Consider the following 12,098-nt stretch of genomic DNA (forward strand, 5'->3'; position numbering starts at 1 on the left):
ACGAAACGACGAAGGAGTTGCACATGTACGACATCACCCCCTGCCTGTGGTTCGACACCCAGGCCGAAGAGGCGGCGGACTACTACATCTCGATCTTCGAGAACTCCGAGATACTCGAGGTCTCCCGCTACGGGGAGGGCGCGCCGATGCCGGCAGGCACCGCGCTCGTCGTGACCTTCACGATCGACGGAACCAGGTTCCAGGCGCTCAACGGTGGGCCGGCCTTCCACTTCACCGAGGCGATCTCGTTCTACGCGAACGCCTCGACGCAGGAGGAGATCGACCGCCTCTGGGATGCGCTCACCCGCGACGGGGGAGAGCCCAGCCAGTGCGGATGGCTCAAAGACAAGTACGGCGTCTCCTGGCAGATCGTCCCGCCGATCCTCGGTGAGTTGCTCAGCGACCCCGACCAGGCGAAGGCAGGGCGGGTCATGCAGGCGATGCTCGGGATGTCCAAACTCGACATCGCGGGGTTGGAGGCCGCCGCCCGGGGTTGAGGGTGACCGCGTCGCGCGGTCAGCTGTCAGAGCTCGAGTCGCACGAGGGCGCGACCGGGGTAGGGGCGCGCCTGCACCGTGAATCCGGCCTGCTCGAAGATCGAGACCGAGCCGTGGTAGAGCGCCGCAGAACTCACCTTCTCCGGCTTCGCCTCGATGTCCACCGGGTAGCCCTCGATGATGCGGGCGCCATGTTCGCGCGCCCAGTCGACGGCGGCCTTCGCGAGGGCCTGCCCTACGCCCTTTCGCCGATCGCCCACCCGCACGACGAAACAACTGACCGCCCAGACCGAGTCGTCATCCGGTTCCTCAGTGCTCGAGGTCGTGACGACCTTGGAACGGAGGATGAGCGGGTATCGAGTGCGCGGCTCGACAGCGCACCAGCCGACCGGCTCGCCGTCGAGATACGCGATGAGGCCGGGCGGCACGGGTGCCTCCGAGCGGTTCATCGCATAGTCGAGAAGCTTGTGACGGCCTGACTCAGTCCCTCTGCGGCAGTTCCTGCAACGTCCAGGTGTTGCCATCGGGGTCGGGGAAACTGACGAACCGGCCCCAGGCGAGCTCCTCGACCTCGCTCGCCGCGACGCCGTTGTCGAGAAGGTGCCGACGGGCCTCGTCGGCATCCGGGATCACGACCTGGATGCTGTTCTGCTCTCCGGGCGCCATGGTGACGCCGAGACCGGTGCCGAACGCGATCGAGCAGGCTGAGCCAGGAGGGGTCAGCTGCACGAATCGCAGTTCGTCGTTGACCCGCGTGTCGAAGTCGGCGTGGAATCCGACCTGGTCGACGTAGAACGCCTTCGCCCGATCCACATCGGTGACGGGGACGAAAATGAGTTCGATCTTCCAGTCCATGGGGGTTCTCCTTTGAATCTTTGTGGCTATTCTGTCCCGAACGGGTGACATCGACGCCCGGTACCGATCCTGCGCGAAGGAGAAGAAAATGCTCACGACAAGCCATGCATTCAGTGGATTCAGCGTCGATGACATCGAGGCGGCGAAGGCCTTCTACGGCGGTGCTCTCGGCCTCGACGCCAAGGACGGAGGGATGGGGAATCTCCAGCTCACCCTTCCCGGCGGGCACGAGGTGTTCATCTATCCGAAGGAGAACCACGAGCCCGCCACCTTCACCATTCTCAATTTCGTGGTCGGCGACGTCGACGCGGCGGTCGACGAGCTCAATGCCGCGGGGGTGGTGACCAAGATCTATCGCGACCCCGACTTCAACACCGACGAGAAGGGGATCGCCAGGGGCAGGGCGGCCGGTTACGGCCCGGACATCGCCTGGTTCCGCGACCCGGCGGGGAACGTGCTCTCAGTGCTGTCCTCCTGAGCAAGGAGCGCTCGTGCGACCGGTATATCGCCCTATACTGTGAATCATCTGAGCGGCCACGACTCAGTGGGACTGTCCGACTGGAGAACCGTGACCAACCTCGCCAAAATCGCCCGCATGGGCATGATCGCCGCAGCTTCCGTGCTGATACTGGCTTCAACCCCGCTCGCCGCTCATGCTGCCGATACCCCACCGGACCGCATCATCGCCGGTGGCAACACCGGTTTTAGCGACATCCGGGGCCTTGCGCTCGACCCAGGCGGCACCATCTACGAGTCCGACCGTTCATCGATCCGTATTTTCGCACCGGGCGCGGACGGTGATGCGACCCCGATGCGGGTGATCGCGGGGGCAGCGACGACGATCTCGGCGCTCGAACAGATCGCAGTCGACAGCACTGGTCTCATCTATGTCACCGATAGCAATGTGGGTGGCGTACTCGTATTCGCCGCGACCGCAATGGGCGACGTTGCTCCGATCCGGACGATCGCCGGTGCCGCGACCGGACTCAACAGCGTGAGCGGTATCGCGCTCGACTCTGCCGGCAACATCTACGTCAGCGACTACAATTCCGACTCCATCAAGGTGTTCGCGGCGGGGGCCAGCGGCGACGTCGCCCCGATACGCACCATCGCCGGGGCGACAACCGGCCTCGAGTCTCCCTGGGGCCTGGGAGTCGACTCTGGCGGCGAGCTTTACGTTGTCAACTACAACTCGCTCGCTGTGACGGTTTATGGCCCAGCGGCGAACGGCGATGCTGCACCGATCCGGACGATTTCCGGCGCTTCCACCGACATGGACCAACCGTACGATGTCGCCATCGATTCGATTGGCGACCTGCTGGTCGCCAACTACAACAGCAGCACGATCAACGTCTATGCCGCGGGAGCCGACGGCGATGTTGCTCCATACCGAAACATTCAGGGGGGCTCGACTCAGGTCAATGGCCCGTTCCCGATTGCGTTGGACGTTGCCGACAATCTGTACGTAGGCAACTGGGACAACAGGAGCATCACGGTCTATGCGTCGCCGATCGCGATCACTGGCGTGACACCGTCATCCGGAACGGCCGGGGCGGAAGTCACCATCACCGGACGTGAGTTCACCGGTGCCACAACTGTCACCTTCGGTGGTGTTGCGGCGTCCTCGGTGACGGTGCTCAATTCGACAACCATCGTTGCTCGTGCGCCAGAAGGCCCCAGTGGAACCGTCGACGTTGTGGTGTCGGATGGCGGCGACGCATCAACCGCGACTGCTGGTTTCACCTACGTTCCAGCACTCGCGGAAACGGGTACGGACGCCGCATCCGTTGGATTGCTCGCACTGACTCTGATCGGCTTCGGACTCGTGTTGTTCGTGACGAAGCGACGCGGACGCCATGCAGCGGTTCGGGAAGCCACGCTCTCTCACTGAACATACCCGGGAATCCGGTTGTGTTTCCCGACGACATTAGGGGCGACGCCGGCATCCTCGAGACCCTTGCCGGTCGATTCCGTTATCGTCGTAGTTTGAAGCGCGCGAGCGCACCGCCTACAGAAACGCCGATCCCGAATGCCAGACAGTCCGGCCTCTCCGACGCCGTACGAGATCCTCGGCGTCGCAGCGGATGCGAGTCACGCCGAGTTGCGCAAGGCCTACCGTCGCCTGCTGCGGGAGACACATCCGGACACCGGGGGAGACCCTGCCCGGTTCAACGCGGTGCAGGATGCCTGGGCCAGGATCGGAGAACCGGCCTCCAGGGTGCGCTGGGACCGGGGTCGTCCGTCCGGCGACGATCATGGGCCGGACGCCGCCGGCGGGCCATCACGACGCAGCGCAGCGAACAACTCGTCACCCAGGGCGCGCACCTACGGCCACCCGGGCGGATACTCGCGCGAGCGATTCCTCGTGCTCATGCGTGAGTGGGCGGGCCGCGGCGCCACGCTCGACGACCCATACGACCCCGCGCTCGTTCGTTCTGCGCCGCGCGAACTTCGCCATCTCCTCGCCGACGCCCTCGCCGAGGAGGCGACGGTGCGGGCGGTCTCCAGCCTGGGCATCGGCTACACGATCTGGAGCGACGTCGCGACCGAGCGAGGCAAGCTCGACCACGTCATCCTCGGGCCCGCCGGACTCTTCGCCGTCATGTCGGAGGACTGGGGGAGCCCGGTCCGCCTCGTGCGCGGCGAACTCGACGGGGAAGGGCTCAACCCCGGTGAACAACCCGTGCGCGACCTCGCCCGCCGTGCCAGGTCCCTCGGGCGCGACGTGCGCGTGCGCTTCACGGCCACGCTCATCGTCGTCCCCGACGACCACCTCGCGGAGCCGGTGTCCCGCATCGGCAGGAGGAACGACGCGGCGATCGTGCGGCTCTCCGTACTTCCGATGGTGCTGCGCGACGGTCTCGGCGGCGGCCAGCGACTCAGCATCGAGGACGTCTTCGACGTGCGCACGCGACTGCAGCACGGCATCCGCTTCGTCTGAATCCGAGGCGCGAATGCACTCGATAGAATCGAGACGTGACTCAAGACCTCAGGGCCGAACACGATCGATGGAATGAGCGGCAGGCTCTCGCGGAAGCGATGATTCCCCTGATCGGGAGGCTCTACCGGGAGCACGGGGTGGTCACCTCGATCTACGGTCGGCGACTCATCAACCAGTCGCCCGTCGACATCCTCAAGGCGCACCGGTTCGCGCGCAAGGTCAACGAGACCGAGCTGCCGATCGAGGAGACGTTCCCGATGCTCCAGGCCCTCGCCGAGCTCGCACCGTCCTCGGCCTCGGTCGACCTGGCCAAACTCGTGGTCCGGTTCCGCGACGATGACCGCGAGCTGGCGGCATTCCTCCGCGACGAACTCGCATCCATCCTCGGCAGCCAACCGGGAGACCGCGCGGGCACGGATGTCGTCCTCTACGGCTTCGGCCGGATCGGACGGCTGCTCGCCCGCATCCTGATCGCGCACGCCGGCAACGGCGAAGGGCTGCGGCTGCGCGCGATCGTCGTGCGCAAGGGTTCGGAGGACGACCTCGTCAAGCGGGCGAGCCTGCTGCGGCGCGACTCCATCCACGGGCCGTTCGAGGGCACGATCACCGTCGACCAGGACGACAGCACGATCCTCGCCAACGGAACCCTCATCCAGGTGATCTACTCCGATGATCCGGCGACGGTCGATTACACGCGGTACGGCATCCGGGACGCGATCGTGGTGGACAACACCGGACGGTGGCGCGACCGCGAAGGGCTCTCCCAGCACCTGAGGAGCAAAGGCGTGTCCCGCGTGCTGCTCACCGCGCCGGGTAAGGGCGACGTCAAGAACATCGTCCATGGCATCAACCACGACACGGTGACCGCCGACGACGAGATGGTCTCCGCCGCGTCCTGCACGACGAACGCGATCGTTCCCGTGCTCAAGGCCGTGCACGACCGGTATGGCATTGCTCACGGACACGTCGAGACCGTGCACTCCTACACGAACGACCAGAACCTCACCGACAACTTCCACAAGGGCAACCGTCGTGGTCGCTCCGCCCCGATGAACATGGTCATCACCCAGACCGGCGCCGCCCAGGCCGTGGCCAAGGCGATCCCCGAGCTCGCCGGCAAGCTCACCGGCAACGCCATCCGGGTGCCCACCCCCAACGTGTCGATGGCCATCCTGAACCTCGGGCTCGACCGCGAGGCGCCCGTCGCGGAGGTCAACGCCTACCTGCGGGGGCTCTCGCTCGACTCGGCGCTCCAGCAGCAGATCGACTTCATCGACTCACCGGAGGTCGTCTCCTCCGACTTCGTCGGGTCGCACCGCGCGGGCATCGTCGACGGGCTCGCGACCATCAGCACGGGCACGAACCTCGTGCTCTACGTCTGGTACGACAACGAGTACGGCTACAGCAGCCAGGTCGTGCGCGTGCTCGAGCACATGGCCTCGACCCACCCCAGCGTGCTGCCGGCGCGATCGCTCGTCGCCGGTTCCTGATCGGCGTTCCGGCCCGATGCTCCCGCCGACCTCACGTTTCACCGGATGCGGGCGTTAGCAGGGTATGAGACCTTTCGAGGCGATCGTCGAGGAACACGGCGCGCGCGTGCTGCGCGTCTGTCGCGCGATGGTCGGCCCGGTGGATGCCGAGGACGCCTGGTCCGAGACGTTCCTGTCCGCGCTCATCGCCTACCCGCGGCTGCAGCCGGATTCCGATGTCACGGCGTGGCTCGTCACGATCGCGCACCGCAAGGCCGTCGACATCCTTCGGGCGCGGTCCCGGTCGGCCATTCCGGTCGAGGAGGTTCCGGAGCGTGCGAGCGCGCTGGGCGTCCCCGATGCCGGCGACGGCGACCTGTGGGCGAGTGTGGCCGCCCTGCCGGAGCGCCAGCGGCTGGCGGTCGCCTACCACTACCTCGGCGGGCTCCCGCACCGCGAGACCGCTGAGCTCATCGGGGGATCGACGGATTCGGTGCGACGCGCGGCGGCCGACGGCATCGCCGCACTCAGGAAGACCTATACGACTGGCACCGACGAAGGCACGGAACGGAGATCATCATGACGAACGCACTCGACACACTGGAGAGGGTCGACCCGGCCCAGCTCGCCCGCCTGCACGGCGCGCTGGAAGCCGCCGCGGCCGGAAGCGGAGCACTCGACGTCGCCTACCGCACGATCGACTCGCCCGTCGGCCCGCTCCTCATCGCCTCGACTGAGCGCGGCATCGTTCGGGTCGCCTACGCGATCGAAGACCACGAGGCCGTACTGGAGAGCCTCGCCGAGCGGCTCAGCCCGCGCATCCTTCGTGCCCCCGCCAGGCTCGACGCGGCAGCTGGCGAACTGGACGAGTACTTTGCCGGGCGACGCACCTCCTTCGACCTTCCGCTCGACCTGAGCCTGTCGAAGGGCTTCCGGCGGGAGGTGCTCGAACACCTCAGGGCGATCGGCTACGGGCGCACCGAGACCTACACCGAGGTCGCGGTCGCCGCCGGCAGCCCGCGGGCCGTGCGCGCGGTCGGCTCGGCGTGCGCCACGAATCCGCTCCCGGTCATCGTGCCGTGCCACCGGGTGCTGCGCTCCGACGGCTCGCTCGGAGGTTACCTCGGCGGGCTCGACGCCAAGCGCGCGCTCCTCGACCTCGAGGCGGCAGCGTGAGCGAGACGCCGTCCAGCCACCTCGTGACCGGCGATGACGGTCTCGCGCGGCCCCCATGGGCATCCGTCGACCCGCTCCTGCGCGAGTACTACGACACCGAGTGGGGCATGCCGGTGCGCGACGAGCACGGCCTGTTCGAGCGCATCAGCCTCGAGGCGTTCCAGTCGGGGCTCTCCTGGGCGACGATCCTGCGCAAGCGCCCGGCGTTCCGCCTGGCCTTCTCCGGCTTCGACCCGGATGCCGTGGCCGGTTTCGGCGAGGCCGACGTCGAGCGCCTGCTCGCCGACGCCGGCATCGTGCGCAACCGGGCCAAGATCCTCGCGACGATCACGAACGCCGCGGCGACCGTCGAACTTCGGAACGACGCCGGCCTCGTCGACTTCGTCTGGTCGTTCCAGCCGGACTCGACGCCGACCCCTGGACCGGGGGAGCCCATGATCACCCAGTCGCCCGAATCGCTCGCCCTTTCCAAGGCGCTCCGAAAGCGCGGCTTCGTCTTCGTCGGGCCGACGACGATGTACGCGCTCATGGAGGCGATCGGCATGGTCGACGCGCATCCGGTCGGCAGCCATCGCCGCGGCAGCTCCGGCGTCTGGCCGGCCGCATCGAATACGTCGGGCTAGCGAACGGCCCGCGGCAACCAGGGCACGACCGCGGAGACCCGGGCCCGGTAGTCGGCGTACTCCGGATACTTCGACCGGGTGATCGACTCGGTGAAGATCGTCGAGCCGACGAACAGCAGGGTGAGCAGCACCGCCCCGGCGACCGTCCAGGTGAGGGCCCCGGCCGCGATCACGCCGAAGGCGGCTATGGTCCACCACTGGGCCTGCTCGAAGAAGAAGTTCGGATGCCGCGAGACGGAGAAGAGGCCAGTCGTGAGAAAACGCGCGCCGGGTTCGCGCCCGGCGTCGATTTCGGCCTTCTTACGCCGATGGAAGTTCCACTGCTGCTGGTCGGCGACGGTCTCGCCGACCAGGAAGGCCAGGAACAGGACGACGGCGACGCCATCGAGAATCCCGAACGGCCGGGGATTCTGCAGCGCAGTGAACGCCGGGAGGGTGATGAGCAGCAGCAGCAGGTTCTGGTAGATCGCGATGAAGAGCAGGTTGAAGAGCTGGAAGCCGAGCGCCGGCATCCGCCCGCGCAGCACGGCCCAGCGATAGTCCTCGACGCCGGTGTAGCCGCCCTTCCGTGCGAAGTTGAAGGTCAGCCGGGCACCCCACAGCGTCACGAGAACGGCCATGGCATCCAGGCGCGCATCAGCGAGGCCGGCGAAGCCTGCGAACACCCAGACGTAGACGACCGGGACGACCGACCACAGGCGATCGACCCACGATGTGTCTCCAGAGACGAGCGATGCAACCCAGCAGAACACGCAGGAGGCGACTGCGATCCAGATGACGACGATCAGGGCGATCATGCTCGAATCGTATCGCCCGGCGCTCGGTAGACTCTCCTCTCGTGACGACCGAGAATTCGCAGCAGGTGAGCTCGCGGATCTTCACCGTCCCCAACATCCTGAGCTTCGTGCGGCTCGCGCTCGTCCCGGTGTTCCTCGTGCTCGTCATCCTGGGCGAAGACGTGCTCGCACTCATCGTGCTCGTGGTCTCCAGCGTCACCGACTTCCTCGACGGGGTCCTCGCGAGGCGGCTCGACCAGGTCTCCCGGCTCGGCCAGCTGCTCGACCCCGCCGCCGACCGCCTCTTCATCTTCGCCACTCTCATTGGACTCGCGGTGCGCGGCATCGTCCCGTGGTGGCTCGTGACCATCATCGTCGGACGCGACGTGCTGCTGCTCGTCCTCGGCATCGTCCTCGCCAACCACGGCTACGGACCACTGCCGGTCCATCATCTCGGCAAGATCGCGACCTTCTGCCTGTTCTACGCGCTCCCGATCCTCATGATCGGCCAGGCATTCCCGGTCGCGGCGCCGGTGAGCGACCCGGTCGGCTGGGCATTCGCCCTGTGGGGCGCCTTCCTCTACTGGTGGGCCGGCGTGATCTATATCGTGGAAACCCTGAGGGTGATCAGAATTCCGCGGGTAGTGGAGCCTGCCGAATCCGATACTCTAGGTGGCTAGGGAGGATGAGGATGGGCACGTCGAGCACAGGTGATCCGCAACCCGGGAACGGGCCCCGCGACGACGACACGACGGCCCACTTCGGCGAGGAGTTCGAAGCGCAACTCGCCGCCATGGATGGCGAGTTGGCCCCGGAGGAGCAGGAGGCGATCGCCGCGCTCCCGCCTGGATCAGCACTTCTCGTGGTGCGACGCGGGCCGAACATCGGTGCGCGGTTCCTGCTGGATGCCGACGTCACGACCGCGGGGCGGCATCCGGATGCCGATATCTTCCTCGACGACGTGACCGTCTCGAGGCGCCACACCGAGTTCCTCCGCCACGGCACCGCGTTCGAGATGCGCGACCTCGGATCCCTCAACGGAACCTACTTCGATGGAGTTCGCGTCGACACGGCGCTTCTCACCGACGGTGCAGAAGTGCAGATCGGGAAGTTCCGTCTCACGTTTTACGCTTCACGCGTCGACCTGGCCCGTATGGCGCACGGCTAGTGGCAGCATCCAACGCACAGGCAAGGACGCCTGCACCTCAGAACCTCCTCAGTATCGGGCAGGTGCTCGCAAGGCTGCGCCCCGAATTCCCCGACCTCACCCCCTCGAAGCTCCGCTTCCTCGAGGAGCGCCAGCTCATCAGCCCGGCGCGCACCGAGTCCGGCTACCGCAAGTTCTCATCGACTGACATGGACCGGCTGCGCTTCGTGCTCACCATGCAGCGGGAGCACTACCTGCCGCTCAAGATCATCCGCAGCTACCTCGACGAGCTCGACGCCGGGCGTCAGCCGGAGCTTCCCGGCACGGCGACCGGGCCGATCCCCACCATCCTCCCGACCGAGCGGCGCTACCCGCGCGAGGAACTCATCCGCGAGGCGGGGGCGACCCCGCAGCTGCTCAACGACGCGGTATCGGCCTCCCTCATCGTCCCGGCCGAGCACTACGGCGAACCGGTCCTCGCGGTGCTGCGCTCACTCGTGGAACTGCAGCGCTCCGGCATCGAGCCACGACACCTGCGCGGGTTCCGGGCCTCGGCGGAACGCGAACTCGGACTCATCGAGAGCGCGCTCATCCCGGTCGCCCGACGCAAGGATGCCTCCAGCAGGGCCAAGGCGAGCGAGCTCGCCAGGGAGATCGCCGGCCAGCTGGAGATCGTTCGCAGCAGCCTCATCCGCTCTGCGCTCTCGAGACTCGACTGAGCGGTCGCCCGGAGAAGACCCGCCGCGGGCTAAGCGTTCCGCGGTAGACTGCCGGTTCGGGGATTCGACACGCCGAGAGCATTCGGCCGGATGTCGTTGCCTGACGGCGGACCCGTGGGTACCGTGGAGGCTGCAGGCGGAATGTGTCGCTGGATCTGACCGCATCGTCGAACAGCCGGAAAGGCATGTCATGAGTGAACTCAGCAGTCGCAGCGAGGACGCGCGCTACGACCTCGGCCTGCTCTTCACTGATGGGCTCCCCGAGCTCGACGACAGCGCGGGCTACCGTGGTGCCGTGGCGGCTCGCGCGGCGGGCATCAGCTACCGCCAGCTCGACTACTGGGCCAGGACCGAGCTGGTCGAGCCCACCGTGCGCGGTGCAGCCGGTTCAGGCTCCCAGCGCCTGTACGGGTTCCGCGACATCCTCGTCCTCAAGCTCGTCAAGCGGCTGCTCGACACGGGTATCTCGCTGCAGCAGATCCGTACCGCCGTCAACCAGCTTCGCGAGGCCGGCGTCAACGACCTCGCCCAGACGACCCTCATGAGCGACGGGGCGAGCGTCTACCTGTGCACCTCCAACGACGAGGTCATCGACCTCGTGAGCCGTGGCCAGGGCGTCTTCGGCATCGCGGTCGGCAAGGTGCTGCGCGAGGTCGAGAACAGCCTCGTCGAACTCGACTCCGTCAAGGGCGAGGACCCGGCCGACGAGCTTGCCGCGCGACGCGCGACGAAGGCCTCCTAGCGCGTATCCGCGCTGGGACCTCTCCTAGCCCCGGAGCGCCCCGAAGGGGTCCTGCTCGGGCGGCTGCGGTGGCCGGTCGAATGGGTTCTGCGGATTCTGTGGCGGCTGCTGCAGGAACGGGTTCTGCTGCGGCTGCTGCGGCTGCTGCAGGAACGGGTTCTGCGGTTGGTGCGGCGGCGGTGCCTGGGGGGCCGCCTCCGGCTGGTCGAGCGGAACTCCGACCACCGGGATGCGCCCGGCCCGGATGACCCGGTCCAGCAGTTGGTCGAAGTTGTGTGCCATCTCCTGGGCGCTCTCGCCCGGCCAGACGTGCAGCGGCTTCGCAGCGCCCTGGGCCTGCTGCAGCGACGTGCGCTCCGGCAACTGCGGGCTGAGCACGAGCGGCCCGAACATGTCGCGCAGCTCCTTGATGCGGAACTGGTGCTCGAGGGACTGCACCTTGGCGCGGTTGACGATGATGCCGAGCGGCTGCAGGCGCGGCGAGAGGCCGCGCCGGATCTCCTCGATCGCGCGCAGCGCCCGGTCGGCGGCGGCCACGGAGAAGAGTCCGGGCTCGGTGACGATCGTGACGCGATCACTCGCCGCCCACGCGGTCCTCGTGAGCGCGTTGAGAGACGGCGCGGAGTCGATGAGCACGAGGTCGTAGTCGGCCTCGAGGTGGGCGAGCGCCTCCTCGAGCTTCCAGATGTCCCGGATGCTCGGATGCGGCCCGTCGAAGTTGATGGCCGACGGGCTGCCGATGAGCACGTCGATCTTCCCCGGCCGTCCGCGCGTCCAGCCGCTCGGTGCGATCGCCGCACGGACGACCTTCTCCTTGGGGGAGGCGAGCACGTCGGCGATGTTGAGATGGCCGGTGACGCTGATATCCATACCGGTCGAAACATCCGACTGAGGGTCGAGGTCGACGACGAGGGTGCGCAGTCCGCGGGCGAAGGCCGCAGAGGTCAGACCCAGCGTCACGGTGGTCTTTCCGACGCCTCCTTTGAGAGAGCTGACGCTGAGTACATGCACGAGTAAAGACGATACCTTCACTAGTCTGAAAGAACCTAAATCTTCAGGTCGACGGAGACCGAGGTTTTTCCAAGGTCGCCCGTGCCGGGAATTATCCTTGGACCGCCCGTGCGTCTTTGGACCATCCGAAGAGAGGACAGCC

At 67.0% G+C, this 12,098-nt stretch carries 15 protein-coding genes and 1 pseudogene; 12 read left to right on the forward strand and 4 right to left on the reverse strand.

All coding sequences use genetic code 11. The features are described 5' to 3' along the window. Window positions 1–23 precede the first annotated feature (23 nt). On the forward strand, window positions 24–497 hold the full coding sequence (locus ABD678_RS09795) for a VOC family protein (protein ID WP_344756140.1): 474 nt from the start codon (window positions 24–26) through the stop codon (window positions 495–497). 26 nt (window positions 498–523) lie between these two features. Here the strand turns inward: ABD678_RS09795 and ABD678_RS09800 are convergent, their stop codons facing one another. Together ABD678_RS09800 and ABD678_RS09805 are read right to left on the reverse strand one after the other, a co-directional pair. Further along, the gene (locus ABD678_RS09800) at window positions 524–946 is read right to left on the reverse strand and encodes a GNAT family N-acetyltransferase (RefSeq protein WP_344756142.1); all 423 of its coding nucleotides are present in this window, start codon (window positions 944–946) and stop codon (window positions 524–526) included. Between the two features lie 31 nt (window positions 947–977). After that, window positions 978–1,352, reverse strand: a complete 375-nt coding sequence (locus tag ABD678_RS09805; RefSeq protein ID WP_344756144.1) for a glyoxalase superfamily protein — start codon at window positions 1,350–1,352, stop codon at window positions 978–980. A gap of 88 nt (window positions 1,353–1,440) precedes the next feature. Here ABD678_RS09805 and ABD678_RS09810 point away from each other — a divergent pair, with 88 nt between their 5' ends. The 7 genes from ABD678_RS09810 (at window position 1,441) to ABD678_RS09840 (ending at window position 7,561) form a co-directional block, all read left to right on the forward strand. Then, window positions 1,441–1,830 (forward strand): VOC family protein, encoded by a 390-nt coding sequence (locus ABD678_RS09810; protein WP_344756146.1) that lies wholly within the window; start codon window positions 1,441–1,443, stop codon window positions 1,828–1,830. 90 nt (window positions 1,831–1,920) lie between these two features. Then, window positions 1,921–3,243 (forward strand): IPT/TIG domain-containing protein, encoded by a 1,323-nt coding sequence (locus tag ABD678_RS09815; protein ID WP_344756148.1) that lies wholly within the window; start codon window positions 1,921–1,923, stop codon window positions 3,241–3,243. Window positions 3,244–3,381: 138 nt separating this feature from the next. Further along, window positions 3,382–4,293, forward strand: a complete 912-nt coding sequence (locus ABD678_RS09820) for a J domain-containing protein (RefSeq protein WP_344756150.1) — start codon at window positions 3,382–3,384, stop codon at window positions 4,291–4,293. A gap of 35 nt (window positions 4,294–4,328) precedes the next feature. Beyond that, window positions 4,329–5,783: a glyceraldehyde-3-phosphate dehydrogenase gene (locus ABD678_RS09825; RefSeq protein ID WP_344756152.1), complete on the forward strand. Its 1,455-nt coding sequence runs from the start codon at window positions 4,329–4,331 to the stop codon at window positions 5,781–5,783. A 64-nt stretch (window positions 5,784–5,847) separates the two neighbouring features. Beyond that, complete coding sequence (locus ABD678_RS09830; protein ID WP_344756154.1) at window positions 5,848–6,345, forward strand: RNA polymerase sigma factor; 498 nt, start codon at window positions 5,848–5,850, stop codon at window positions 6,343–6,345. Beyond that, window positions 6,342–6,938 (forward strand): methylated-DNA--[protein]-cysteine S-methyltransferase, encoded by a 597-nt coding sequence (locus ABD678_RS09835; protein ID WP_344756156.1) that lies wholly within the window; start codon window positions 6,342–6,344, stop codon window positions 6,936–6,938. Before ABD678_RS09830 ends, ABD678_RS09835 begins: the two co-directional genes overlap by 4 nt. After that, entirely contained in the window at window positions 6,935–7,561 is a 627-nt protein-coding gene (locus ABD678_RS09840) for a DNA-3-methyladenine glycosylase I (RefSeq protein ID WP_344756157.1), read from the forward strand. Before ABD678_RS09835 ends, ABD678_RS09840 begins: the two co-directional genes overlap by 4 nt. Here ABD678_RS09840 and ABD678_RS09845 read toward each other — a convergent pair. Then, window positions 7,558–8,358 (reverse strand): DUF1295 domain-containing protein, encoded by an 801-nt coding sequence (locus ABD678_RS09845; protein ID WP_344756159.1) that lies wholly within the window; start codon window positions 8,356–8,358, stop codon window positions 7,558–7,560. The two genes, ABD678_RS09840 and ABD678_RS09845, sit on opposite strands and share 4 nt — an antisense overlap. 41 nt (window positions 8,359–8,399) lie before the next feature. Here ABD678_RS09845 and ABD678_RS09850 point away from each other — a divergent pair, with 41 nt between their 5' ends. The 4 genes from ABD678_RS09850 to ABD678_RS09865 all read left to right on the forward strand — a co-directional run bounded on the left by ABD678_RS09850 (window position 8,400) and on the right by ABD678_RS09865 (window position 10,945). Then, window positions 8,400–9,017 carry a CDP-alcohol phosphatidyltransferase family protein gene (locus tag ABD678_RS09850; protein ID WP_344756161.1) on the forward strand — a complete coding sequence of 206 codons (618 nt, stop codon included), beginning with the start codon at window positions 8,400–8,402 and terminating at the stop codon, window positions 9,015–9,017. A gap of 11 nt (window positions 9,018–9,028) precedes the next feature. Continuing rightward, window positions 9,029–9,505 (forward strand): FHA domain-containing protein, encoded by a 477-nt coding sequence (locus ABD678_RS09855; protein WP_344756163.1) that lies wholly within the window; start codon window positions 9,029–9,031, stop codon window positions 9,503–9,505. Continuing rightward, complete coding sequence (gene ftsR / locus ABD678_RS09860; protein ID WP_344756165.1) at window positions 9,505–10,203, forward strand: transcriptional regulator FtsR; 699 nt, start codon at window positions 9,505–9,507, stop codon at window positions 10,201–10,203. Before ABD678_RS09855 ends, ftsR begins: the two co-directional genes overlap by 1 nt. 190 nt (window positions 10,204–10,393) lie before the next feature. Next, window positions 10,394–10,945 carry a MerR family transcriptional regulator gene (locus ABD678_RS09865; RefSeq protein WP_344756167.1) on the forward strand — a complete coding sequence of 184 codons (552 nt, stop codon included), beginning with the start codon at window positions 10,394–10,396 and terminating at the stop codon, window positions 10,943–10,945. 228 nt (window positions 10,946–11,173) lie between these two features. Here the strand turns inward: ABD678_RS09865 and ABD678_RS09870 are convergent. Then, window positions 11,174–11,956: pseudogene (locus ABD678_RS09870) on the reverse strand (ParA family protein); the annotation flags it as partial. Window positions 11,957–12,098 lie beyond the last annotated feature (142 nt).

The sequence above is a fragment of the Leifsonella bigeumensis genome (genome assembly GCF_039537265.1).
Taxonomy (GTDB): Bacteria; Actinomycetota; Actinomycetes; order Actinomycetales; family Microbacteriaceae; genus Terrimesophilobacter; species Terrimesophilobacter bigeumensis.

Excerpts from the sequence above, each read along its gene's own strand:
- ABD678_RS09795 (WP_344756140.1), top strand. The coding sequence starts at position 24 with ATGTACGACATCACCCCCTGCCTGTGGTTCGACACCCAGGCCGAAGAG.
- ABD678_RS09800 (WP_344756142.1), bottom strand. The coding sequence starts at position 946 with ATGAACCGCTCGGAGGCACCCGTGCCGCCCGGCCTCATCGCGTATCTC.
- ABD678_RS09805 (WP_344756144.1), bottom strand. The coding sequence starts at position 1,352 with ATGGACTGGAAGATCGAACTCATTTTCGTCCCCGTCACCGATGTGGAT.
- ABD678_RS09810 (WP_344756146.1), top strand. The coding sequence starts at position 1,441 with ATGCTCACGACAAGCCATGCATTCAGTGGATTCAGCGTCGATGACATC.
- ABD678_RS09820 (WP_344756150.1), top strand. The coding sequence starts at position 3,382 with ATGCCAGACAGTCCGGCCTCTCCGACGCCGTACGAGATCCTCGGCGTC.
- ABD678_RS09830 (WP_344756154.1), top strand. The coding sequence starts at position 5,848 with ATGAGACCTTTCGAGGCGATCGTCGAGGAACACGGCGCGCGCGTGCTG.
- ABD678_RS09835 (WP_344756156.1), top strand. The coding sequence starts at position 6,342 with ATGACGAACGCACTCGACACACTGGAGAGGGTCGACCCGGCCCAGCTC.
- ABD678_RS09845 (WP_344756159.1), bottom strand. The coding sequence starts at position 8,358 with ATGATCGCCCTGATCGTCGTCATCTGGATCGCAGTCGCCTCCTGCGTG.
- ABD678_RS09855 (WP_344756163.1), top strand. The coding sequence starts at position 9,029 with ATGGGCACGTCGAGCACAGGTGATCCGCAACCCGGGAACGGGCCCCGC.
- ABD678_RS09865 (WP_344756167.1), top strand. The coding sequence starts at position 10,394 with ATGAGTGAACTCAGCAGTCGCAGCGAGGACGCGCGCTACGACCTCGGC.